The organism is Variibacter gotjawalensis, from assembly GCF_002355335.1.
GTDB lineage: Bacteria > Pseudomonadota > Alphaproteobacteria > Rhizobiales > Xanthobacteraceae > Variibacter > Variibacter gotjawalensis.
The window spans coordinates 3,070,615-3,093,694 of record NZ_AP014946.1; the positions used below are offsets into that span (position 1 = coordinate 3,070,615).

18 protein-coding genes are annotated in these 23,080 nt (G+C 61.6%); 10 read left to right on the top strand and 8 right to left on the bottom strand.

The genetic code is table 11. The features are described from left to right. Positions 1-147 precede the first annotated feature (147 nt). The 5 genes from GJW30_RS14940 (at position 148) to hflX (ending at position 6,515) form a co-directional block, all read left to right on the top strand. Entirely contained in the window at positions 148-2,415 is a 2,268-nt protein-coding gene (locus tag GJW30_RS14940) for a sensor histidine kinase NtrY-like (RefSeq protein WP_096356667.1), read from the top strand. Next, positions 2,405-3,769 carry a nitrogen assimilation response regulator NtrX gene (ntrX, locus tag GJW30_RS14945; RefSeq protein WP_096358854.1) on the top strand — a complete coding sequence of 455 codons (1,365 nt, stop codon included), beginning with the start codon at positions 2,405-2,407 and terminating at the stop codon, positions 3,767-3,769. The genes GJW30_RS14940 and ntrX overlap by 11 nt, the downstream gene beginning before the upstream one ends. A 27-nt stretch (positions 3,770-3,796) precedes the next feature. Then, positions 3,797-4,654: a D-amino-acid transaminase gene (locus GJW30_RS14950; protein WP_096356669.1), complete on the top strand. Its 858-nt coding sequence runs from the start codon at positions 3,797-3,799 to the stop codon at positions 4,652-4,654. 230 nt (positions 4,655-4,884) lie between these two features. Beyond that, the gene (hfq, locus tag GJW30_RS14955) at positions 4,885-5,130 is read left to right on the top strand and encodes an RNA chaperone Hfq (RefSeq protein ID WP_096356671.1); all 246 of its coding nucleotides are present in this window, start codon (positions 4,885-4,887) and stop codon (positions 5,128-5,130) included. 2 nt (positions 5,131-5,132) lie between these two features. Beyond that, the gene (gene hflX, locus GJW30_RS14960; RefSeq protein ID WP_096356673.1) at positions 5,133-6,515 is read left to right on the top strand and encodes a GTPase HflX; all 1,383 of its coding nucleotides are present in this window, start codon (positions 5,133-5,135) and stop codon (positions 6,513-6,515) included. Here hflX and mazG read toward each other — a convergent pair. After that, complete coding sequence (gene mazG / locus GJW30_RS14965) at positions 6,512-7,321, bottom strand: nucleoside triphosphate pyrophosphohydrolase (RefSeq protein WP_096356675.1); 810 nt, start codon at positions 7,319-7,321, stop codon at positions 6,512-6,514. The two genes, hflX and mazG, sit on opposite strands and share 4 nt — an antisense overlap. 166 nt (positions 7,322-7,487) lie before the next feature. On the opposite strand from mazG, the gene GJW30_RS14970 reads away from it, so the two are divergent. Both GJW30_RS14970 and GJW30_RS14975 read left to right on the top strand, forming a co-directional pair. Beyond that, complete coding sequence (locus tag GJW30_RS14970; protein ID WP_245408521.1) at positions 7,488-8,735, top strand: glycosyltransferase family 4 protein; 1,248 nt, start codon at positions 7,488-7,490, stop codon at positions 8,733-8,735. A 12-nt stretch (positions 8,736-8,747) separates the two neighbouring features. Further along, complete coding sequence (locus GJW30_RS14975) at positions 8,748-9,572, top strand: WecB/TagA/CpsF family glycosyltransferase (RefSeq protein ID WP_130364487.1); 825 nt, start codon at positions 8,748-8,750, stop codon at positions 9,570-9,572. A gap of 9 nt (positions 9,573-9,581) precedes the next feature. On the opposite strand, the gene GJW30_RS14980 is transcribed toward GJW30_RS14975, so the two are convergent. The 4 genes from GJW30_RS14980 to GJW30_RS14995 form a co-directional block, all read right to left on the bottom strand. Next, on the bottom strand, positions 9,582-10,340 hold the full coding sequence (locus tag GJW30_RS14980; RefSeq protein ID WP_430727177.1) for a glycosyltransferase family 2 protein: 759 nt from the start codon (positions 10,338-10,340) through the stop codon (positions 9,582-9,584). A 125-nt stretch (positions 10,341-10,465) separates the two neighbouring features. Continuing rightward, positions 10,466-11,758 carry an O-antigen ligase family protein gene (locus tag GJW30_RS14985; protein ID WP_130364489.1) on the bottom strand — a complete coding sequence of 431 codons (1,293 nt, stop codon included), beginning with the start codon at positions 11,756-11,758 and terminating at the stop codon, positions 10,466-10,468. Further along, the gene (locus GJW30_RS14990) at positions 11,755-13,917 is read right to left on the bottom strand and encodes a GumC family protein (protein WP_096356683.1); all 2,163 of its coding nucleotides are present in this window, start codon (positions 13,915-13,917) and stop codon (positions 11,755-11,757) included. Before GJW30_RS14990 ends, GJW30_RS14985 begins: the two co-directional genes overlap by 4 nt. Positions 13,918-14,077: 160 nt before the next feature. Further along, on the bottom strand, positions 14,078-14,944 hold the full coding sequence (locus GJW30_RS14995) for a polysaccharide deacetylase family protein (protein WP_130364491.1): 867 nt from the start codon (positions 14,942-14,944) through the stop codon (positions 14,078-14,080). A gap of 550 nt (positions 14,945-15,494) precedes the next feature. On the opposite strand from GJW30_RS14995, the gene GJW30_RS15000 reads away from it, so the two are divergent. The 3 genes from GJW30_RS15000 to GJW30_RS15010 are packed head-to-tail and all read left to right on the top strand — an operon-like array spanning position 15,495 to position 19,746. Next, the gene (locus GJW30_RS15000) at positions 15,495-17,330 is read left to right on the top strand and encodes a right-handed parallel beta-helix repeat-containing protein (protein ID WP_157746761.1); all 1,836 of its coding nucleotides are present in this window, start codon (positions 15,495-15,497) and stop codon (positions 17,328-17,330) included. Continuing rightward, positions 17,327-18,454, top strand: a complete 1,128-nt coding sequence (locus GJW30_RS15005) for a glycosyltransferase family 4 protein (protein WP_096356689.1) — start codon at positions 17,327-17,329, stop codon at positions 18,452-18,454. The genes GJW30_RS15000 and GJW30_RS15005 overlap by 4 nt, the downstream gene beginning before the upstream one ends. A 5-nt stretch (positions 18,455-18,459) precedes the next feature. Next, the gene (locus GJW30_RS15010; RefSeq protein WP_096356691.1) at positions 18,460-19,746 is read left to right on the top strand and encodes a lipopolysaccharide biosynthesis protein; all 1,287 of its coding nucleotides are present in this window, start codon (positions 18,460-18,462) and stop codon (positions 19,744-19,746) included. Positions 19,747-19,876: 130 nt separating this feature from the next. On the opposite strand, the gene GJW30_RS15015 is transcribed toward GJW30_RS15010, so the two are convergent. The 3 genes from GJW30_RS15015 to metG are packed head-to-tail and all read right to left on the bottom strand — an operon-like array spanning position 19,877 to position 23,056. Further along, complete coding sequence (locus GJW30_RS15015; RefSeq protein ID WP_096356693.1) at positions 19,877-20,701, bottom strand: MBL fold metallo-hydrolase; 825 nt, start codon at positions 20,699-20,701, stop codon at positions 19,877-19,879. Next, on the bottom strand, positions 20,698-21,489 hold the full coding sequence (locus GJW30_RS15020) for a TatD family hydrolase (RefSeq protein ID WP_096356695.1): 792 nt from the start codon (positions 21,487-21,489) through the stop codon (positions 20,698-20,700). The genes GJW30_RS15015 and GJW30_RS15020 overlap by 4 nt, the downstream gene beginning before the upstream one ends. Before the next feature lie 13 nt (positions 21,490-21,502). Next, complete coding sequence (metG, locus tag GJW30_RS15025; protein WP_096356697.1) at positions 21,503-23,056, bottom strand: methionine--tRNA ligase; 1,554 nt, start codon at positions 23,054-23,056, stop codon at positions 21,503-21,505. Between the last annotated feature and the right edge of the window lie 24 nt (positions 23,057-23,080).

Below are 23,080 nucleotides of genomic sequence, written 5' to 3' on the forward strand. Positions count from 1 at the left end.
CGAAGTTTCACGGCATCCCCATGAAATTGGGGATGCTGCCGTGGATTCGTCGCAATCCGGCAACATTGTTGTACAAAAGCACCAACAACTCGGGACGCTGACTCGGCCGCTAATGTGGCGCCAGGCGAGACCCGTGCTGGATTTTGTATGGCGGCCGTCGAAGAGATACCTCAAACCGAGATGGAAAGGGCGGTGCCTGCACCGCGCCTTGGAACGCGTTTCCTCGGACCAGCCGCGATAACGCTCGCGCTGCTGTCGGCGCTTGTCACATTCCTCGTCCTCACCAATCTCACACCGATCGCGCCGACGCACGACGTGGTCGTCTCGGTGTTGATAGCGAACGCTGTCGCGGCATTGCTCCTGCTCTCGATCATCACGTGGGAAATCGCGAAAATTGTTCAAGCGCGGCGGCACGGCCAGGCAGGCTCGCGCCTGCATGTGCGGATTGTCGCGTTGTTCTCGATCATCGCGGCGCTGCCCGCAGTGTTGGTCGCGATTGTCGCCAGCATCACGCTCGATCGCGGCCTCGACCAGTGGTTCTCGACGCGCACGCGCGCGATCATCGCGAATTCGATCACCGTCGCAGAAGCGTATGTGCGGGAGCATGCGGAGATGATCCGCAGCGACATCGTCGCAACGGCATTCGACGCCGGTCGCGCGAAGCCGCTGTTCGATCAAGATCGCGAGCGCTTCAAGCAATTCCTCGCCGCGCAGTCGCAATATCGCGGATTGCAGATCGTCGCGCTGTTCGACACCAACGGAAAAATTCTCGAAAGCTTCGGCCTGCCCGACGGCCGGCAGTTGCCGCTGCCGCCGAAGCAAGCGCTCGAGGCGATCACGACGACGGAGCCGCGCATCGCGCTCGTGCCGGACTCGGGCGAGGTGGCGTCGGTCATTCGCCTGCACGGCTACGAAAATACGTATCTCTATGTCGCGCGCCCGCTCGCGCCGAAAGTGCTGGAACAGCTGCGCCAGACGCAACTCGCTGTGGCCGAATACGAAGGCCTGGAGGCGCGCCGGCCAGGTGTGCAAGTCGCCTTCGGCCTCATGTACACCGTGATCGCACTGATCTTGCTGTTGTCGTCCGCGTGGCTCGGACTGAACTTCGCCAATCGCCTCGTCACACCTATTCGCCGACTGATTGGCGCGGCGAACTTGGTCTCGACCGGCAATCTCTTCGTGCAGGTTCCGGTGCGTCGATCGGAAGGCGATCTCGCCAACCTCGGCGAGACGTTCAACAAGATGACGCAGGAGCTGCGCAGCCAGCGCGACGATCTCGTTTCGGCGCGCGATACGATGGATAGTCGACGCCGTTTCACCGAGGCCGTGCTCGCAGGCGCAAGCGCCGGCGTGATCGGCCTCGACGCAGCAGAGCGCATCACCATCCTCAACCGCTCCGCCGAGAAGATCCTCGGCAAGCCCGAAGCCGAGGCGCTCAACGTGCGCCTCGTCGACCTGATGCCTGAGCTCGAGCCGCTGCTCACCGCCGCGCGTTCGGGCGGCCAGCGTATGGCGCAGGGTCAACTCGCGATCGCGCGCGATTCACGCGAGCGCAATCTTTCGGTTCGCGTCACCACCGAACAAGCACCGGGCGAGGAACACGGCTACGTGGTCACGCTCGACGACATTACGGATCTCGTCATGGCGCAGCGTTCGACCGCTTGGGCCGATATCGCGCGACGCATCGCGCACGAAATCAAAAATCCTCTGACGCCAATTCAGCTCTCTGCCGAGCGTCTGAAACGCAAATACGGAAAAGTCATCGTCGAGGACAAAGCCGTCTTCGAGCAATGCACCGATACGATCGTGCGCCAGGTCGACGACATCAAGCGCATGGTCGACGAGTTCTCGCGCTTTGCCCGTATGCCGAAGCCCGTGATGGGCAACGACGACGTCGCCGATACGGTGCGTCAGGTCGTGTTCCTGCAGCAGGTTGCCAATCCCGACATCGACTTCGAATACACGATCGATGAAGACCCGATGCTGGCGCGCTTCGACCGCCGCCTGATCTCGCAGGGCCTCACGAACATCGTGAAGAATGCGACCGAAGCTGTTGCGGCCGTGCCGACGGAAGAACTCGGCAAGGGCCTCATCAAAGTTACGGTGAAGCGCGATGGCGAGGACATTGTCATCGACGTGATCGACAACGGCATCGGCCTGCCGAAAGAGAACCGTAACCGGCTGCTCGAGCCCTACGTGACGACGCGCGAGAAGGGCACAGGTCTCGGCCTCGCGATCGTCGAACGCATTTTGGAAGAGCATGGCGGCCGCATCGAACTCAACGACTCGCCCGAGGTTGCCAAGGGCGGCCGCGGCGCGTGGATGCGGCTGCAATTCAGCGACAGCAAGGCGGCGGCTAACGTAGCGCCGGCTCAAGACAGTAAAGAACCACAGGGTGCGCAACATGGCGGCTGATATCCTCATCGTCGACGACGAGGCGGACATTCGCGAATTGGTCTCGGGCATCCTCGATGACGAGGGCTTCGGCACGCGGACTGCTGGCAACAGCGACGAAGCGCTGGCCGCGATTCAAGCGCGCCGGCCCAGCATGGTGTTCCTCGACATCTGGCTGCAGGGCTCAAAGCTCGATGGCTTGCAGGTGCTTGATGCGATCAAGCAGGAGCATCAGGAACTGCCGGTCGTGATGATCTCCGGCCACGGCAACATCGAGACGGCTGTTTCGGCGATCCGCCGCGGCGCTTACGACTTCATCGAGAAGCCGTTTAAAGCCGATCGTCTCGTCTTGGTCGCGACACGCGCGATTGAAACCGCGCAGCTCAAGCGTGAGGTTAAGCAGCTCAAACAATCGAACCCGCAGGCAAGCGGCATCGTCGGTCGCTCCACGCCGATGAACCAGCTTCGTCAAATCATCGAAAAAGTCGCTCCGACCAACAGCCGCATCATGATTATCGGCCCCTCCGGCGCCGGCAAGGAACTCACGGCGCGCACGCTGCACACTGCATCGGAGCGCGCGCAGGGCCCGTTCGTCGTTATCAATGCGGCGGCGATCACGCCCGAGCATATGGAGATCGAACTCTTCGGTGTCGAACAGGCCGGCGAGGGCAGGCGGGTTGGTGCGCTCGAAGAAGCGCATGGCGGCACGCTGTTCATCGACGAAATCGCCGACATGCCGCGCGAGACGCAGAACAAGATTTTGCGCGTGCTGGTCGATCAAACATTCCAGCGCGTCGGCGGCATCAACAAGGTCAACGTCGACGTCCGCATCGTCTCATCGACGAGCCGGAATCTCGAAGCTGCGATTGCCGCAGGGCAGTTCCGCGAAGATCTCTATCACCGGCTTTCGGTCGTCCCGATCCGTGTTCCGCCTCTTGCGGAGCGTCGCGAAGATATCCCCGAGATGGTCGAGCATTTCATGGAGCAAATCTCCAATTCGACCGGCCTGCCGCGCCGCCGTATCGGCGAAGACGCGATGGCGATCCTGCAATCGCACGATTGGCCGGGCAACGTGCGCCAACTGCGCAACAACGTCGAGCGTCTGATGATCCTCGCCGGCGGCGACGCTGACGCTGTTATCACGGCGTCGATGCTGCCGCAGGACGTCGGGTCGATGGTGCCCGCGATGCCGAACGGCAATGGCGGCGAGCAGCTGATGGGCCTGCCGTTGCGTGAGGCGCGCGAAGTGTTCGAGCGCGAATATCTTGTCGCGCAGATCAGCCGCTTCGGCGGTAACATCTCGCGGACGGCCGAGTTTGTCGGAATGGAGCGCTCGGCGCTTCACCGCAAGCTCAAAGCCCTCGGCATCGGCTAAGAACCAGAACCACCCGGAGCTTCAAGCGTGTCGCGCATCGCCTACGTTAATGGAATGTACGTGCCTCACCGCGAGGCCGCGGTTCACGTCGAGGATCGCGGATATCAATTCGCCGACGGCGTCTACGAAGTGTGCGAGGTGAGGGGCGGGCGACTGATCGACGAGCGTCGCCATATGGAGCGGCTGCTGCGCTCTCTCTCCGAACTCCGCATCGATGCGCCGATGCCGCTGTCATCGCTTGGTGTGATCCTTCGTGAGACCGTGCGCCGCAATCGCGTTCGCGACGGAATCGTTTACCTGCAGGTCACACGCGGTGTCGCGCCACGTGATCATGCATTTCCCAAGAAGGGCACGATGCCGGGCGTGGTCGTCACGGCGCGGTCGATCGATGCGACCAAAGGCGAGAAGACCGCCAACGAAGGCATCGCAGTGATCACCGTTCCGGAAAACCGTTGGCCGCGCGTCGACATCAAATCGGTGTCGCTGCTGCCGAACGTTCTTGCCAAGCAAGCGGCGCGCGAGGCGGGCGCAAAAGAAGCTTGGTATGTCGACGCGGGCGGCAAGGTCACCGAAGGCTCATCGAGCAACGCTTGGATCGTCACCAAGGATGGCCGCGTGGTCACGCGCAAAGCTGATAGCGCAATCTTGCGCGGTATCACGCGCACCGTGCTGCTCGATGTGCTCAGGGATCACGGCCTGAAACTGGAAGAGCGTGCGTTCACGGTCGAGGAAGCACAGACGGCGCGCGAGGCGTTCGTGACGTCGGCAAGCCAGCTTGTGATGCCGGTCGTTTCGATCAATGGACGCACCGTCGCGAACGGTGAGCCTGGCATGTTGTCGCTCGCATTGCGTCGCGATTTCCATCGCTTTGCGGAGACGAATTAACGCAGAAGTTGCGGAAATCGTTTGCAGTCTAACAACTGCAACTTATGCGAAGGATGAGCCGCGCGATACTGATTGATATACCAGATCAAGGTCTTGCACACTCATCAGTCGTACAATCTAATGAGGCATGGATTCACAAGGCAGGGTGAGTTCACAGCAATTTGGAAACGCCGGGGTACTACGGCGGCCACGCTCGGGCCGGGCGACGTGGCAAAGAATGGATTGGGGCTATGGCGTCTGAGCGTACACAAAATTTACAAGATACTTTTCTGAACTATGTTCGTAAGAACAAGACACCGCTGACGATTTTTTTGGTCAATGGCGTGAAGCTGCAAGGTGTCGTTTCTTGGTTCGATAACTTTTGCGTTCTCCTGAAACGAGATGGGCACTCGCAGCTTGTCTACAAGCACGCTATATCGACCATAATGCCCGGACAGCCGATACAGCTGTTCGAGGAAGACGGAGAACAGGGCTAGCATTGGATTCGCGCGAGCGTGAGCTCACACCGGGGATTTCAGCCACAGAACAGTCCAGCTCAGGACGTGCTGTTGTCCTCGGCCCCTATTTGAAGGTTCGGCGCGGCCAGGATCACAACAAAGATTCTGCTACACCGGCTCGGGAGTCCGACGCGCGTTTGGAGGAGATAGTGGGGCTCGCCCTCGCGATCGATCTCACCATAGCTCACGCAGCCGTCGTGCCGCTCTCCAACGTTACTCCGGCGACTTACATGGGCAGCGGCAAGGTCGATGAACTTGCCGGCATCATTCGTGCGGAAGAAGCGGGTGTCGTCATCGTCGACTGCGCACTATCGCCGGTTCAGCAGCGCAATCTCGAAAAGGCTTGGAACGCCAAGGTGCTCGACCGCACCGGGCTCATCCTGGAGATCTTCGGGCGACGTGCACGTACCCATGAAGGCACGCTTCAGGTAGAGCTTGCACATCTGAATTATCAGAAGGGCCGCCTCGTTCGCTCGTGGACGCATCTTGAGCGTCAGCGCGGCGGCTTCGGTTTCCTTGGTGGCCCAGGCGAGACACAGCTCGAGACCGACCGGCGGCTTATCGAAAACCGCATCGCGCGGATCGAACGCGATCTGGAAACCGTGAAGCGTACACGTGCGCTTCATCGGAAAAGTCGCAAGCGCGTTCCGTATCCAATCGTGGCTTTGGTCGGATACACGAATGCCGGCAAGTCGACGCTGTTCAATCGTCTGACAGGCGGCGATGTCCTCGCTGCCGATATGCTATTCGCGACGCTTGACCCAACGCTGCGGGCGATCCGGTTAGCGAGCGGCGCGACTGTGATCCTCTCGGACACCGTCGGCTTCATTTCGGAGCTGCCGACGACGCTGATCGCAGCTTTCCGGGCGACGCTGGAAGAAGTGCTCGAAGCGGATATCCTTCTCCACGTGCGCGACATCGCGCATCCGGATACGGACGCACAGGCACGCGACGTCGAGGATGTGCTGCGCGAACTCGGCATCGACGTGGATGAAAGCGTCAACGTCATCGAGCTTTGGAATAAGATCGATACGTTGCCGGAAGCTGAGCAGGCCGCGCTGGAAAACGCTGCGGCGCGTCGCCCCGCGACACGTCCCGCCGTGCCGATGTCGGCGCTGACCGGGCAGGGGATGGATCGCGTTGCGGCCGCGATCGAAGCGCGGCTCGCCGAGGCGCGTTCCGTTTTCTCGCTGAGGCTCCCACCCGAAGACGGCGAAGGCGTCAGCTGGCTCTACCGCAACGCCGAGGTGCTCGATCGCTCCGAAGAGTCGGATGGTTCCGTCTTGCTGCGCGTACGGGTCGACCGGAGCAAAACCGGCCTCATCAACAGCCGGTTTCCGCACACGGCTCACGCCGCGAATTAAGCATCACGCTCGGCAATCTTCGCGGCATCCCATAGCGCATCCATCTCTTCCAGCGTCGAGTCGTCAGGACGTTTTCCGGCGCGCGATAACGCATCCTCGATGAATGCAAAGCGGCGCGAGAATTTCGCATTTGCGCCGCGCAGAGCGTTCTCGGGATCGACCTTGTGGTGACGTGCGAGGTTCGCGACAGCGAAGAGTAAATCGCCGATCTCCTCGCCGATCTTTTCGGGCTCAGTCCGTGCCGCATCGACGACTTCGTCCAGCTCCTCGCGGATCTTCGCCAAAATTGGCTCGGGCTCTGACCAGTCGAAACCGACCTTAGCCGCAGCGGCCTGAAGCTTCAGTGCACGGCTGAGTGCAGGGAGGGTCGTCGGCACCTCGCCCAGGAGCCGCGGCGGCTCGGCACCACGCCGCGCGGCGCGGGCTGCTTTCTCCTCAGCTTTGATCTTCTGCCACAGCTTCGAGACCTCAGCCTCCGAGAGCTTGCCAGCGTCACCAAAGACGTGTGGGTGCCGCCTGGTCAACTTATCGCAGATCGCCTGGACGACGTCCTGAAACGCAAACGCTCCGGCCTCCTCGGCCATGCGTGCGTGAAACACGACCTGCAGCAATAGGTCACCGAGCTCATCGCGTAGATCATCGAGATCGTTGCGCTCGATCGCATCCGCCACCTCGTATGCCTCTTCGATCGTGTAAGGCGCAATCGTCGCGAAGGTCTGCTCGATATCCCAAGGGCAGCCGGAACCGGGCGTGCGCAGCGCCGCCATGATCTCGATCAAACGCGTGACGTCTGGCTTGGCTGGCACGTTCGGAATTTCCTTCTTCGGAGCATGCAGAGAAAGACCGCGGTAACCATACGGCGCACCGTTGTGCGTCGGATTGGGACGGCACGGCTGGCAACCTTATTGCTCCAATGATTGCCACAGCAAAGCTGTGTTTCACTTCGGTGCCTTTGCGCATCGCCAGAGGCTTATGACGGCAACCATTACCGCAGACATGGAATTCGACGCTGACACGCGAAACGCGCGTCAGGCTACGCCGCTGCGCGTTCTTTTCGTCCACAACCGCTACCAGATCCCGGGCGGCGAGGATGCGGCCGTCGAGCGCGAAATCGCGACGCTCCGTGCCACCGGCGTCGACGTCGAGGCTGTAATTCTCGATAATTCCGCGATCCAGACCTCATTCGACCGCCTGCGGGTGGCCGTTCAGACACCGCATGCGCCGCAGGGCATCGCGACCGTCGTCGAAGCCGCGCACCGGTTCCGTCCGGATGTTGTGCATGTCCATAACACATTCCCGCTGATCTCTCCGGCCGTTCACGGCGCCGTGCGCGAGCTCGGAGCCGCCACGGTCCAGACGCTCCACAACTTCCGCCTGATGTGCGCCAACGGCCTGTTGCTTCGCGAGGGAAGCCCATGCGAGCGCTGCGTTAGCGGTTCGCCTTTCCAGTCCGTCCGCTTCGGCTGCTATCGCGGCTCAAAAGTCGGCACGCTGGCGGTCGCTCGCATGATCGACCACCACCGCCGCGCCGGCACGTGGCTTCGTGACGTCGACCGCTTCATCGTCCTCTCCGATTTTGCTCGGGCACGCTTCCTGGCTGCTGGATTGCCGGCCGCACGCCTCACCATCAAGCCGAACGGGATCGACGATCCGGGTCCGGTGGCGACCGGTGAACGGTCCGGCATTCTGTTCGTCGGCCGCCTAAGCGAGGAGAAAGGCGTCCGGGTGTTGGCTGAGGCCGCCGCGCTCGTTTCGCAGCCCATCACGGTGATCGGCGACGGTCCGCTGATGCCCGAGCTGGAAAATGTCACCGGCCTGCGTGTCCTCGGACAGCAGAACCGCGAAGCGGTTCGCGCCGCGATGTCGCGTGCCGCCGCCGTCGTCGTCCCGTCGATCTGCTACGAAGGCCTGCCGACTGTGATCCCGGAGGCTTTCGCGGCGGGGACTCCCGTCGTCGCTTCGCGGATTGGCGCGATGCCGGAACTCATCAACGAAGGCGTGACCGGCTTGCTCGCAGAGCCGGGCGACGCAGCGTCGCTCGCAGCAGCTCTCCACCGAATTCATGACGATCCCGCCCAGGCGCGTCGCATGGGAATAGCCGCACGATCAGTATTCGAGCGCACCTGGGTCAACGACATCGTGACCGCCCAGACGCTCGCCATCTATCGCGAGGCGATCGCTTCGCGCGCCGCCGACCAGACCTTTCAAGCTTCAGCTTAGGTGATATTCGCAATGACCTCGATCATCGAAACCCGCTCTGCCGCAACAGTGCCTAACGGACATGACCCAGCCGTGCCGAACTTCAAGCTTTGCGGCATTCCGGTCTCGGCCGTCGACATGAACGGCTTGGCAGCGTCCGTCGAGCGGCGCTTGCGCGACGGTCGCAGCGTCCCCGGTACATTTTGTGTCTTCCGCGATGCCCACGGCATCGTGCGGGCGCAGAGCGACGCTACGCTGCGCGAGGCACATGACGCCGCGTGGCTGGTCTGTCCGGATGGCCGCCCGCTGTTCTGGCTCGGCCGCCTGCGCGGGCAATCGGCTATCCGGCAGGTGCCGGGTATCGAGTCCGTTGAGACCATCTGCCGCGCCGGCATCGAACATGGCTGGCGGCACTATTTCCTCGGCGGCGGACCGGGCGTTGCTGACAAGCTGGCGCGTGAGATGGAGCGCCGCGTCCCCGGATTGCAGGTCGCCGGCACAATAACGCCGCCGTTCCGTGCGCTCACAGAAGGCGAGAAGGCCGATATGCGCGCCGAAATCAAAGCGAGCGATGCGCACATCATCTGGATCGGCCTCAGCACGCCGAAGCAGGAATTGTTCATGCACGAACACGCGCCGCATCTGCCGGGCACGGTCGCGATGGGTGTCGGTGCTGCCTTCGACGTGAATATCGGAAGCATTCCGCGCTCCCCGCGCATACTGCAGCGACTCGGCCTCGAATGGCTTTATCGATTGGCGCGCGAGCCGCGACGTCTCTTCCGCCGCTATGCGGAAGTCGTGCCGCAGTTTCTGATGCTGGTGACGCGCGATCTCATGCGTGCGCGAACGACAAAATAGCTTCCGGCGTCACAGCCCCAAGATGCGCGACGGCGAGAGCCGCCCGCGGATCGAATCGATCAACGCGAGGAAGTTTCCGCGCAATCGTCCTAACCGGTCGATGTAAGGATCGCGGCGAAGAAGTCCCAAAATATTTCCGATCGGCCGGATGAGCAGATGACTCAGCAGCGTGGATGCCGGCATCGTACCTTTGCGCGCGAGGTAGATCGGATTGGCAAACTGTGAATATCCCATGCGCAAGCCCGAGATGCGGCCGCGCTTGACGCCAAGATGAACTCCGCGCGCCGCCATTACGCGGCCGATTGATCCACGCCGTTTGAGGCGACGGCTGAGATCGTAGTCCTCGAGCCACGCGTAAAGCGGCAGTTCTTCGTCGAACGGCTCCGCGACGAGCGCTGAGGAACGGCAGCACATGTTGCAGCCATATAGTCCATCCGGCTGATCGCGAAGGATTGTCCGATCGTCTTCGATGTTCTCAGCGATGATGCGTTCGGCGTCGTCCCAAGTGATCCCGGACCCGAGTGCACCATCGAACAGAACGTTGCCGTCGACAGCGAGTAAAGAACGATCTGTCTGCATCACGACTTCAACGCGCGCGAGATAGTCGGCAGCGGGCAGGAAATCATCGTCGAAAAATACGATGAAATCACAGTCCGCACAGGCGGCAACTCCCGCATTGCGCTGCGCTGTCAAACTACGGCGGCAAATGAGAGTTTCGACCGGTAACGTTGAGTGCTGCAGATCCGGCATGTCCGCCGCTGTGGTCACTGCCAGAACAACCCTGTCGGGCTTTCGGCGTTGCTTGCTTAGGGCAACAAGCAGCTTTCCGATCTCACCGGGGCGCCCGGCACTTGCGATCACGACAGCGACACGTGAGGGAGCTTGATTTTGGTTCATCGCGGGTAACGCCGGCCGGCCACTAGAAAAGCGTAGAACATGAGTACGGTCGCGAGACAGTTGTGACGCATGAATTGAAAGTCCGTAGCCGACGATGCCGTCAGGAGGATGAGAATGCAGGCGAGAATGTCGGCGGTTCGCCCGAGCGTGCGATTACGAAAGACGGACAAAGCTCCAGCTAAGATCGCGACGTATGCTGCGAGCCCGACGCAGCCGAGCAGCAACGTCACGTCGAGCGCACTGTTGTGAAAGTTGGGCGTGAAGAAATATTCGGCGCGTGACCAAAGATCCCAGACGCGCGAATATGGATCGCGGTCGAAGAAGCCGCCGTATCCGTAACCGAACCACGGTCGCTCCAGGATATAGCTCGGCGCAACCTCCCAAAAGTCGGTACGCCCGGTAAGGGTCGCAGTTCGCCCAAGTAGACCTGCAAAAGATCCAATATCGACGTAGGGCAAAAGTAACGAGATGCCCAACGTGATCGCCCCGACGATGGAGAATAGGGGCGTGCGCCAAGCGGGCGCGGCTTGAGCAAAGCTGATCAGAACCACTGCGAGCACCAGAGCAACGATGGCCGAAGCAGAATTGCTCAGCATCAATCCAGCGATGCAAACGAGGATACCAACGACGCGCAGAATCCGATTTCGCACGGCGCTGCGATCGAAAATGAGGATCATCGCGGCTGCCGCCGAATTCACGCCCATGTGGACTTTATGGCTGAAGACGCCAGCGAACTCACCGTCGATCAAAAGGCCTGGTCGATCTGCTGTGGAGATGACGAGGGCCGGATTGATAACAAGCAGCACGAGCGAAATCGCGACGCTGAACGTGACGATCAGAGCGAAAGCGCGGAAAAGCACTCGAGGGTGAATTTGCTGAGCCAATGCCGTCGCGATGACGATATTGGCCACCAGCATGATGCAAAAGACGAGGCTCGCCCACGGCGCCGGCGCCCAGGTCGCAGATGCGAGCACGAAAACCGCAAATGGAAGCAGCAGTGCCAGGCGAAGCTCAACGCCTTGACGGGCTAAGCCATAGAGGACGATGAGACCCGCGATACCATAACTCGCCAGCCACCCCAGCATGTTGACGACGTCAGTCCGCGTTTCGCTATCACCAGCGACACCGGGGATATCGGGCGGCTTTGGCCGGAACGAAAATCCATAAAAGGAGCTGGTCGCGAGAAACATAACGAGCAGCGCGAACGCAAAGCGCATCGCTTGCGGCGATACTCCAAATCCTGGCTGTAAGCGTGCCTTAACGCCAGCGGCCGGGTAGGCGGCCGTCACGCAGCCGAACTCCCCGCAAGAACGACGCCTGCAAGTCGGACCTTCGCGGAAGAACAGGCCGACAATGCAGCATCGAGCGCCGGACGCGGCGTGCGCTCTCGCTCCACGACCATCAGGCCCGATTGCGTGGCGGAGCCAGTGAGTGAGATTGGCTCGTTCACGGCGCAGCCGAGATCGACGATCACATACGTGAAGGTCGCCAAAGCGTCTTCAATCACGCCGGCGAGACCGCGGCCTGAAACGTGCCGTAGGCTCACTGCGGCGTTTGCGTCCGCCGGCAGGAAGAGAATGTCGGATTGGGAGACACGGCTTGCCACTGCTCCAGTGCGGCTTTTGCCGATGGCGCAGGCACCAATGCCTTCGAGATGCTGAGCCTTGAGTTCGAATGTCAGCGCACGAGCGATGACCGCGGCATCGACGAGCAGCACCTTCGCACCAATTGAACTCGCCGCACGAGCGAGATTGTAGGCGACATGCGACGAGCTCCCGTCAGCATTCGCAGACGTGACGGCAATCGAACGTCCGCCGGAGCTCTGCAACGCATCCAGAAGAGCGAGATAAGCGGCTGGGTCCACCGCACGCAGCTGCGGCGTCTTCGCGGCGTTCGTGCTGTCGAAAGACACGGCGCCGAGCGCCGGCAAATTGGAAACGCGCTCCAAATCCTCGCGGTTGTGAATGCGGCCTTTGAAGGCGTCTGCGCCGACGACAGCAGCGCCGCCAAGGCCAAGGCCGCAGATCAGCGCAAGTGCCAAGATCAAACTTGTCGGCGGGTTTGCCGGACGATCGGGCGTCACGGCAGGAGCGACGCGACGAATGTTGGTTGAGTTCAGCAACGCCTGCTCTTGCAACTGGCGGCTGCGGAGCAGGGCGGCGTTGTAGATCGACTTGCTGGCTTCGGCGCGGCGTTCGAGCTCTCGCAGTTCGACCGAAGCCTGGCTCGCCGTGTTGGCGGTCCGGCCCTGCGCATCGATCTGGCTTTGGATCAGCCGCTCGGCGGCCAGCGCGCGGTCGAGGTCGATGCGGGCGCTCTGCGCCATGCGATCAATCTCGGAGTTGATGTTGACTTGGGCTTCTTCGACCTCACGGCGAAGAGCAGCCAATTCGGGATGGCGCGGTCCGAGACGGCCTTGCAGCGCCGCATAGCGTCGCTTGTATTCGGCGAGCTGCAGGACGAGGCCGCTCATTGTTGTTGATTGCATCGCCTCCGGTGAAGCCGCGCCGGATTGGCGCATAACCTTCAACTGGTCGACGCGCGCCTGAGCGTCAGCCGTTGCATTCTTGGCGCGGCTGAGTTGCGAAGACAGTTCGCCGAGTTGCTGGTCCGTCAACAACCGACCGTTGGACCCGAGAAGGCCGTGCTTCACCTTGAAGCGCTCGACGGCATCTTCTGCGTCGCGCACTCGCTTCTGCATCTCGTCGAGATTGGCGCTCAGCGCGGCACCCGAACGTCGCGCGGCTTCCGACTGCGAGTCCGCACTCTGTGCGATGTAGGCATCGACCAGCGCATTGGCGATGCGCGCGCTTTTCGCCGCATCCGAACTGGTCATGTAAATTTCGATGACGAAGCTACGCTCGATACGCCGCACCGCGAGCCGGTCATCGAGATTGTAGAGAACTTTTGCGCGGGGATCGCCGGGGGGCGCGTTCGACGCCGGCAGGAACGCTCTCAGAGCCGCGCGCAACCGCCCAAGCGCCGACTGCGGCGAGCCGTTCATCTCCGTATCGTCGACAAGCTGCAGCGCGTCGACGACGCGATTGAGGACACCCGTGCCTTTGAGGACGCGCATCTCGCTCTCGACGAGGTCGGTGATCGCTTCGGAGGTCTGCGCAGTTGGTTGAAGTTCGTTGTCGAGCACCCGCAGACCGCGCGGATCGATAATCAACCGAGCGGACGCCACGTATCGCGACGTGCTCATTGCCGAGAAGGCGAGACCGGCGCCCAGGCACAACAGAACCGCGACGATAATCCAGCTTGCACGCCGGCGCAGGCTTTCGAGCAAACGCTGCGGACTGATCGTTGCCGCGAAACCTGGCGTCAGAGGAGCCTCGTTGTTGTGGTTGTTGTTAGGCGTGCGGACCGGCGCCAGCACCGAGAGCGGCAGCGCTTCGGCGGCGCCTCGAGCGCTCGCGAGGAGTTGAGATCGACCGAAATGCTGCATCGAGACGAGTCCTTACCCAACTCTTGTGCCGGATAGCGTTCCGGCACATCGTCGTTATCCGCGAAGCAAGCAGTTCTGTGCCAAAAGGAAACACGAACGGCTTGCCGGCTATCCTTTGATTGGACAGTTGCACTATGCGGGCCAGGTATTACCGGGCGATTTAACGGCGTGTTGTGGGAAGGGCGGGAGGCTCGAAAAGCGGGGCTTCGCGCGTCGCATAGTAAACGACTGTATCGACCGGCCAGCCCGGCTCGAAATGATCCCGAGGCAGATAGCGCGGCACACCTTGGCCAGGCTGTAAGAGCCCTCGAACGCTAGAAAAAATCGCGCGGTAACCGCTGTTTTGCGCAAGCGCGACGGCCTCCTCAGTCATCGCGGAGATCCGCCCGAACGGCCACGCGAAGCTCGTGCACGGCATTCCGAGCTTTGCCTCAATTTCTGCCCTGCACTGGCTGACCTCTTGCGCAAGCTCATCCGTGGTCAAAGTCGAAACTTCACGATGCGAAAGTGTATGCGCTCCGATCTCGACGCCGTCCCCAGCCAATGCCGCAAGCGCGTCCCAGCCGGCAAGAGGAAGAGGAGCCGCATACTGCGCATTCTTTCGGAAGGCCTCGTTGCCGATTTCTCCTGCTCCGACGTATGTCGGACAAACCATCAGCGAGTATGGAATTCCAGCGCTCTTGAGCATTGGATGTGCTTCGGTCGCGATATTCTCGAACCCATCATCGATCGAGAGGTGGAAGAGCCGACCTTGCCGCGTAGCTGTTCCGTCGAGCAGCGCAAGCAACTCAGCGGTCGTGATAAAATCTCCTTCGCGCTTGAGCGCCGCGAACAGTCTGCTCGCGTTCTCCTGCTCGTCCGGAAACTGGTAATGGAACGTTAGGCAGCGGATCCCGCTCGTGATCTTCGTGTAGGCGAGTGGGCGCAGCCGATCGAGAACACCACGGAGCACCACACGCTTCGCGCGATCTTTCATGTCGCGGGGCGGGGTCATCTCGGCAGCGGATGTAGCGTAACGAAGTGCCAAGCGACCTCTCGTAGCTGATTAAGCACCACGCCTAGTTCAGGCTGCGCCCTCAGCTTTTCTCAGTGAGCAGGATATCCACTTAATAAATCGACGCCATCTAACGGAATAGTCAATGGCAACAGTTTCTTAAGGTAAATAGGTGGGAGCGGCGTGTTGCCGCACAAGTCGAAGCTAAATCCGGTCGGATGGCACTAACGGTGCTTGAAACGACGCGAAATCGGAGAATCTTTCGACACTTGCCCAAACAGGGCCAGGTTCGTCTCAAACTGGTATGTTCATGTCTCGCCTGTTGCGCAAATCCGGATCGCCTTTTGCTCTCGATCGGACGAGTCTGTCGGCACGTGGCGGGAGAAGCTCGCTCGTTTTGGCGGCCGCACTTTGCATTTCGCTGATGGGACACAGCGCGTCTGCCGCAATCGTAATCCGAGTCGATCCCGCAGCCGTTCAACAGCCCGCTCGCAAAACGAGTACTGCGACGGTCGGCGACCTCAACGCAGCGCTAGCACTCGTTTCGCGTGTGTGGACGGGTGCGGCACGCAACAGATCTGCCGTGATCGAATTTGCCGGTGGCATCCATCGTTTTGACCAAACGATTCGCATCGGCCTGGAGTTCAGCGGCCGGGCCGATGCGCCGTTGATCCTCCGCGGAGCGACGGACGGCAGTTCGCGGCTCAGCGGCAGTGTGCCGCTGACGCAAACGTCTGTGGACGTGCCGGCGCGCCTCGATCCGTTAGTTCGCGACAGGGTCGTCGCATATCGGTTGCCGCCGAGCGCTGCGGAGCAATCGAGTATCGGCGTGCACCGCTATCATCCAGCGCCTTCCAATCCGGCAGGCATTGAGCTGTTCGATGCGCAAGGCGCATTGCAACCCGCACGCTGGCCAAACCAAGGTTGGTCGCGGGTAGGGCAGGCGAAAGCTCTCGGCCAGGACGCCGTTATTGCCGTCGAAGGAGGCCGAAGCGATCGCTGGGTCGGCGAGCCCGACTTGTGGGTCGCCGGCTATCTCGGTCAGGACTGGTCATTCGAAACGATTGCCGCGACATCGAGTATCCCGGGCTCGCAACGTCTCGGCCTTGTGAAGGCTCCGCACTATCCGCTGCGCAGCGGCGACCGCCTCTTCGTCGAGCACGCGCTCTCGGAACTCGACACGCCGGGTGAATGGTGGCGTGACCGCGACAGCGGCATTGTGTTCCTCATCCCGCGCTCCAGCACGTCGTCAATCGAAGCCAGCGTCGCGCCGACATTGATCGCGATCGACGGCGCCAAGCACGTCCTCATCGAAGGTCTTACCTTCGAGCGCAGCCGTGGCGATGCCGTCACCGTCACCGGTGGCGAAGATGTCGTGTTCCAAGACTGCACCTTCCGCTGGATCGCTGGACGCGGCCTTGTCATCGATGGTGCGAAGCGATCAGGTCTTCGGCGCTCGGTCGTCGCCGATATGGGCGAGGGCGGTGTCTCCTTAAAGGGCGGCACCCGCGCGACGCTGACGCGTGCCGATAACTTCGTCGAAGACAGTTTTTTGGTGCGCTACGCTCGCCTCGGGCGCACTTATAAGGATGCTGTCGCAATCGACGGCGTCGGCATGCGAGTCACCGGGAATGTCATCGCGCATGCACCGCACCTCGCCATCCGCTATCAAGGTAACGATCACCTGATCGCCGCAAACGAGATCTTCGACGTCGTCAACGACACGTCGGATTCTGGCGCGATCTACTCGGGACGCGACGTCTCGGCGCAAGGCACCGTCATTCGCGGCAATTTCATTCACGACGTTTTGCCGGCCAAAGGCGAAGGGCAGGAGCGCTTCGAGGTCAAGGGCGTCTACCTCGACGATCTCGCGAGCGGGACGACGATCGAAGACAACGTGTTCCTGCGTGTCGAACAACCAGTCTTCGTCGGCGGCGGCCGCGACAATGTCGTAGCGCGCAACGTGTTCGTCGCTTCTTCGCCCGCACTGTTCATCGATGGCCGCGGCAAGGTTTGGCCTCAAGCGCCTTTCGACGAACCCGGTAACGCTTTCTACGCAACGTTGCGAGAAGTCCCGGTCTCCAGCACGCTGTGGGCGTCGCGATACCCCGCTCTTGCGCGTATAATGACGGACGACCCATACGCGGCAAAGCGCAATGTCTTCCGCGACAACCTCATCGTGGCAAGCCGAGCCGAGCAGATCGGAGACGGTGCGCGCCCGGAAGAGCAAAACGTTAGTGGCAATCGCACTATCGATAAGGTGCCGCCCATCCGAACCAGTGACGACCTCGCTCGCTGGCTGACGCAAAATGGAATGAAAACTTTGCCCGAAGGCATCAATCGTTTCGGACATTTGCTGAATAACACAAGCCTTCGGTCGCGCGCCTCCGACGCCGGTGTAGGGGGCCCAGAACGATGAAGGTCGCCTGCGTCGTCGGTATCGTTACGCCCTACACCCACCGCATGTTCGAGCAGCTCGGTGCTGAACTCGAGGGCGAGCTTGTGGTGTTTGCGTGTGGCGACAACGAACCCGGACGCCATTGGACGCTGCCGGCTGCAACGACTTACACGCGCAAGACGCTCAAGGGCATTCGCCTGCATCGCAGTTATGTCAGCCACATCTATCTCAACCCGGGCATCGTCCCGGCGATCATGCGCGGACAGTTCGACGTCGTGATGATCGGCGATTTCTCGCCGACAATGATGCTGGCAAAACTCGCCGGACGCTTGCGCGGCGTGCCGGTGATTATCTCCACGGACGGCCAGCCGGACACAGATCCAGGCCGGCATTCGCTACTGCATCGTATAGCACGCCGTCTCGTCGTGCCGAGCAGCGCTGGTGGCGTTGGCGCAAGCCGCGGCAGTATCAAGCTGCTGGAAAGTTACGGTCTGCGACAAGGGACGGGCACCATCGTTTGGCTGACGCCGGGATGGGATTTCGACCGCGAGCCGCCGCCCTACGATGAGCGTCCGTTCGACCTCATGTTTTGCGGTCATCTCGATGAAGATCGGAAAGGTGCATTGTTCTTCGCCGATGTTGTCGCGGCGCTCGTTGCGCGTGGCCGGACGCCGAAAGTTCGCATCACGGGCGAGGGGCCGCTACGTGACAAGTTGCTCGCACGCCTCAAGGCCTTGAATGTGCCGACCCAGTTCGACGGATACCTGGGGCAAGCGGCACTCGGCGACGCATACGCATCCGCCAAGGTGTTTCTCTTTCCGTCGCGCGGCGACCCATGGGGCCTCGTTGCCAATGAGGCGCTCCAGTGTGGCACCCCCGTCATCGTGTCGCCGCACGCCCAAGCGGGCCGCGAACTGGTCGCCCCGAGTGGCGCCGGGCGCATGCTGCCGCTCGACGTCGAAGCCTGGGCCGACACCGCCGAGACATTCCTCGACGACCGCGCCGTTTGGGCCGAAGCGCATAGGCGGGCCCAGGTTACTGCAGAACGTTTTTCGCTCGACGCGATGGTGCGCAATACGCTCTCAGCCTTTGCGCGCGTCGTCGGCGATGGTCCAGAGCCGAACCCGGCGAGGACGGGCAGGTGAGTTCGATGGCGACGACGACCGTCGTGCGGACGGGTTTGCGCGCTACGGTCGTTCAAGGCGTCACGTGGGCGTGGAGCAACGCTTGGCTCTGGTCCGCCGGCAGCCAGGCGCTGACGAGCGGTCTTAGTCTCATCACGTCGATCATCGCGGCCCGCATGCTCGGCGTCGATCGCTTCGGCGACTTCGTCCTGATGCAGGCGGGCGTACAGGTTCTGGTCGGCCTGCAGAGCCAGCTGATTTCAAGTCCGATGGCCATCATCGCTGGCGAGCGTAAACGGTCACGGCATTACTTCGGCGCCATCACCCGCGCGATTTTGATCATGGCTCTCCTGATTGGAGCTGCCGCCGCCGCATATAGCTTCACGCTCAATCGGCCCGGCGGACACACGGCACTTGCTCTCGCCAGTTTCATCTTCGCTGCAGGAATCGTCGTTCAAGATGCGACCAAGCGAATCCTGTTTGCGCTCGAGCGGCCGCGATCGGCTTTTCTCTGCGAGCTCCTACGCCAAATACTCTTCTTCGGGTTTCTCGTGATCGCTTATTGGCGCTTCGGCGCGAGCACCGAAATGCTGCTCGTCTGCATCGGCCTCAGTATGATCATCGCCGCTTGGCCGCTACTGTTGTTCCTGAGGAAATCGCTGCGCGGAGATCTCCGCCGCGCGATTGCTTTCAGGCATTGGAAGCTCGGCAGCTGGCTGATGCTGGTCGTGCTGGTGTCGATGGCGCACGAACAGTTCGTCACCATCTTCGCCGGCGCCTGGATCGGTGAGCAAGCCGCCGCGGGACTGCGCTCCGCTCAAGTTCTGCTCGGCCCGATGTTGGTCTTCATGTCGAGCCTCGAGAATATCGTGCCGCGCCGCGCCGCCGGGCATTTCCGGAGCAGGGGCGAAGCTGCGCTGTCCGGTTATCTATGGCGCATCCTGTGGTGGAGCGAACTGCCGGTGATCTTGGTCTGCCTCGGCATCATCGTCTACGCCCGCGAATTACTGGTTCTATTTTTTGGTCAGAGTTTCGCGACCTTCGCGCCCGTTGTGTCGATCATCGCGATGGGTCCGCCGATCATTCTAGCTCGCGAGCTTGCATCGACGTATCTACGCGCAACAGGACAAACATTCGGTATTTTCATCGCCTTCACGGCGAGCTCCATCGCAACGCTGGCGGTGATCTATCCGTTGGTGGGGCAATTTAGCGAAACAGGGGCCGCGATGGCGATCAACGTCGGCCATGGCGTATCGACCATCTTCGTCATTGCGGCGGCATTGAAGGCTAGGCGCGCAATTAGGTCGGCCTAGTGCCAAGGGACAGAAATGTCGACACACTCACTCCTCGCGTCTCCACCAATGTTTGATTCGCATAAGAGATATTATGGAATAAATATGCGATCCTAGTTCTGCATCACAGTCAACGGCTTGGGCACTTTCGCTAAAATTGTCCGGAAGTATCCCACGGCGCGTCGATGACCAATCCATCGAAAGCCGGCTCTATGTGGTCTGGCGTTTCCGTCATAACTGTCGCGTAGTCCAGCGGGATATGCATGTGCGTTAGCAACGCTCGCCGAGGCGCCAGCCGCTCGATCCACGCCAGTGCTTGACCAAGCGACAGATGACTCGGATGCGTCCGGTACTGAAGCGCGTCAATGATCAACACGTCGAGATCGGCCAGCAGCGGCACCGTCACATCGGGAAAGTCGCTGACGTCCGAACAATACGCCAACTGGCCAATCCGGAAGCCCAGCGAATGGATGTCGCCGTGGACCTGCACGAGCGGTCGAAGCGCGATCTCACCGCCCGCTCCCGTGATGACAACCGGCTCGGCCGGATCGATCACTATCGGCGTCAGAATCGGCGGGTATGAGCTACCCGACGGTGTCTCGAAGCAGTAGCCAAAACCGTCGTGTAGCCGCACCATCGTCGCGGCGTCCGCGTGGATGTCGATCCGCCGGCGCTGCGCGAAGACGTAGCTGCGGAGATCGTCGATGCCGTGGATGTGGTCGGCGTGCGGATGCGTATAAACGACTGCATCGATATGGCTGACGCTCGCGCGGATCATCTGTTCGCGGAAATCCGGCCCCGTGTCGATCACCACAGTCGTCGTGCCGGCGTCGGAAATACGCTGCACTAGCGCTGCCGCGCGCAGCCGCCGGTTCTTCGGATTGGTCGGATCGCAATTGCCCCAGTCACCGGTCGGCCGTGGCGTGCCGGGCGACGAGCCACAACCCAGAATGGTGAAGCGCATAAGGTCGGTCACGCCAAGACAGCGTCCCGCGGCACCTTGTTGAAGACGCGGAGGAAGTTTTCGGTCGTCTGCCGCGCCAACTCATCGGCCGAGACGCCGCGCGTCTCCGCTAGCACCGCAGCCGTGTGCGCGACGTAAGCCGGTTCGTTGCGTTTGCCGCGAAACGGTATCGGAGCAAGGAAGGGTGCGTCGGTCTCGACGAGGATGCGGTCGCGCGGCAGTTTCTTCGCGATCTCGCGCAGCTCGGCAGAGTTCCTGAACGTCACAATGCCGGAGAACGAAACGACACCGCCAAGCTCAACGGCGGCTTGCGCAAGTTTTTCGCCGCCCGTGAAGCAATGAAGAATGAACGGGAAGGTGCCCTTCCCGGTTTCATCGCGCAAGATCGTTTCCATGTCGGCATCCGCGTCGCGGCTGTGGATCACCAGGGGCAGCTTGGTCTCGCGGGCGGCCGCGATATGCGCGCGGAAACCTTCCTCCTGGGCGTCGTGCGTCTCGAACGTGTAGTGATAGTCGAGCCCGGCTTCGCCGATCGCAACGACCTTCGGATGCTGGGCAATACGGATCAGTTCGTCGGCTGTGACGTCGAGTTCTTCATGCGCGTTGTGCGGGTGCGTGCCGACCGAACACGTGACGTTCGCAAAGCGCTCCGCAATCGCGAGGATCCGATCATGCTGGCGAACGCGCGTCGAGATCGTGACCATGTGGCCGACTCCCGCCGAAGCCGCGCGCGCGATGACTTGATCGAGCTCCGGTGCGAATGTCTCGAAATCAAGATGGCAGTGGCTGTCGACCAGCATCGGCACCCTGCTCTTACGACGCCGTCGGTTCGACGTAGCGCGGGAACACGCCGGCCGGAACCGGGAGCTTGGTGCCGCCTTTGAGGCGGCCGGCGCTACCGAGCGCGCTGAAGTCGCGCGCGTCTCCAGGGACCGCCAGGAGGTCGAGGATCTTCTCGGCGCCTGTCGGCACGAACGGCTGCGCCAGGATCGCAACCTGACGCAGCACCTCGGCCGTCACGTAGAGCACCGTGCCCTGCCGCGCCGGATCGGTCTTCGCGAGCGCCCACGGCGCGGCGTCGGCGAAATACTGGTTGGCCTGCGCCAGCACGCTCCAGACATGCGCCAGCACCAAATGAAGCTGCTGCGTCTGCATTGCCTCGCGCGCCACCTCGATCATGCCGTCGACCGCCGCGAGCATCGCGTTGTCTTCGGCCGTGAACGCGCCGGGCTCGGGCAGATCGCCGCCGCGGCTTTTCGCAATCATCGAAAGCGAGCGCTGTGCGAGATTGCCGAAGTTGTTCGCGAGGTCGGCGTTGATGCGCGTGACGATCGCGTCGTGGCTGTAATTGCCGTCCTGACCGAACGGCACTTCGCGCAGGAAGAAATAGCGCAGCGCGTCGACGCCGTAGGCATCGGCGAGCGCGAATGGGTCGATCACGTTGCCGACCGACTTCGACATCTTCTCGCCGCGGTTGAACAGGAAGCCGTGCCCGAAGACGCGCTTCGGCGGCGCAAGGCCGGCCGACATCAGAAAGGCCGGCCAATAGACCGCGTGGAAGCGAACGATGTCCTTGCCGATGACGTGAAGCGCCGCCGGCCAATAGCGCTTGAACATCGCGCTATCTTTGTCCGGATAGCCGACGCCCGTGATGTAGTTGGTCAATGCATCGACCCAGACATACATCACGTGCTTGGGCGTGCCGGGCACCGGGATGCCCCAGTCGAATGTCGTGCGCGACACCGAGAGATCCTGCAGGCCGCCCTTCACGAAGCTGATGACTTCGTTGAAGCGCGTCGACGGCAGTACGAACTCGGGGTTCTTTTCGTAAAACTTCAGCAGACGATCTTGATAGGCCGAGAGCTTGAAGAAGTAACTCTCCTCCTCGACCCATTCCACTGGCGTGCCTTGCGGCCCGAGCTTCACGCCGCCCTCGCCGACCGTCAGTTCTTTCTCGGTGTAGAACGCTTCGTCGCGTACCGAGTACCAGCCGGCGTATTTCGACAAGTAGATGTCACCCGCCTCGACCATCGCGTTCCAGATGCCGACCGAAGACTCGTAATGCCGCTTCTCGGTCGTGCGAATGAAGTCGTCGTTCGTGCAGTTCAGCCGTTGCACCATCGCGCGGAAGGCTTCGACGTTACGGTCGGCAAGTTCGCGTGGGCTGACGCCTTCACGCGCCGCCGTCTGCACCATTTTGCTGCCGTGCTCGTCCGTCCCAGTCAGGAAGTAAACGTCGTATCCGTCGAGGCGCATGAAGCGTGCGATCGCATCAGTCGCGATGGCTTCATAGGCGTGACCGATATGCGGCACGCCATTCGGATAAGAAATAGCCGTCGTAATGTAAAAGCTAGGTTTGGCAGTCATTTAGCGCGCGCTCTTGATGTTCGG

Excerpts from the sequence above, each read along its gene's own strand:
- GJW30_RS14990 (WP_096356683.1), bottom strand. The coding sequence starts at position 13,917 with ATGCAGCATTTCGGTCGATCTCAACTCCTCGCGAGCGCTCGAGGCGCC.
- GJW30_RS15010 (WP_096356691.1), top strand. The coding sequence starts at position 18,460 with ATGGCGACGACGACCGTCGTGCGGACGGGTTTGCGCGCTACGGTCGTT.
- GJW30_RS15005 (WP_096356689.1), top strand. The coding sequence starts at position 17,327 with ATGAAGGTCGCCTGCGTCGTCGGTATCGTTACGCCCTACACCCACCGC.
- metG (WP_096356697.1), bottom strand. The coding sequence starts at position 23,056 with ATGACTGCCAAACCTAGCTTTTACATTACGACGGCTATTTCTTATCCG.
- GJW30_RS14970 (WP_245408521.1), top strand. The coding sequence starts at position 7,488 with ATGACGGCAACCATTACCGCAGACATGGAATTCGACGCTGACACGCGA.
- GJW30_RS15020 (WP_096356695.1), bottom strand. The coding sequence starts at position 21,489 with ATGCTGGTCGACAGCCACTGCCATCTTGATTTCGAGACATTCGCACCG.
- hfq (WP_096356671.1), top strand. The coding sequence starts at position 4,885 with ATGGCGTCTGAGCGTACACAAAATTTACAAGATACTTTTCTGAACTAT.
- GJW30_RS14975 (WP_130364487.1), top strand. The coding sequence starts at position 8,748 with ATGACCTCGATCATCGAAACCCGCTCTGCCGCAACAGTGCCTAACGGA.
- GJW30_RS14940 (WP_096356667.1), top strand. The coding sequence starts at position 148 with ATGGCGGCCGTCGAAGAGATACCTCAAACCGAGATGGAAAGGGCGGTG.
- ntrX (WP_096358854.1), top strand. The coding sequence starts at position 2,405 with ATGGCGGCTGATATCCTCATCGTCGACGACGAGGCGGACATTCGCGAA.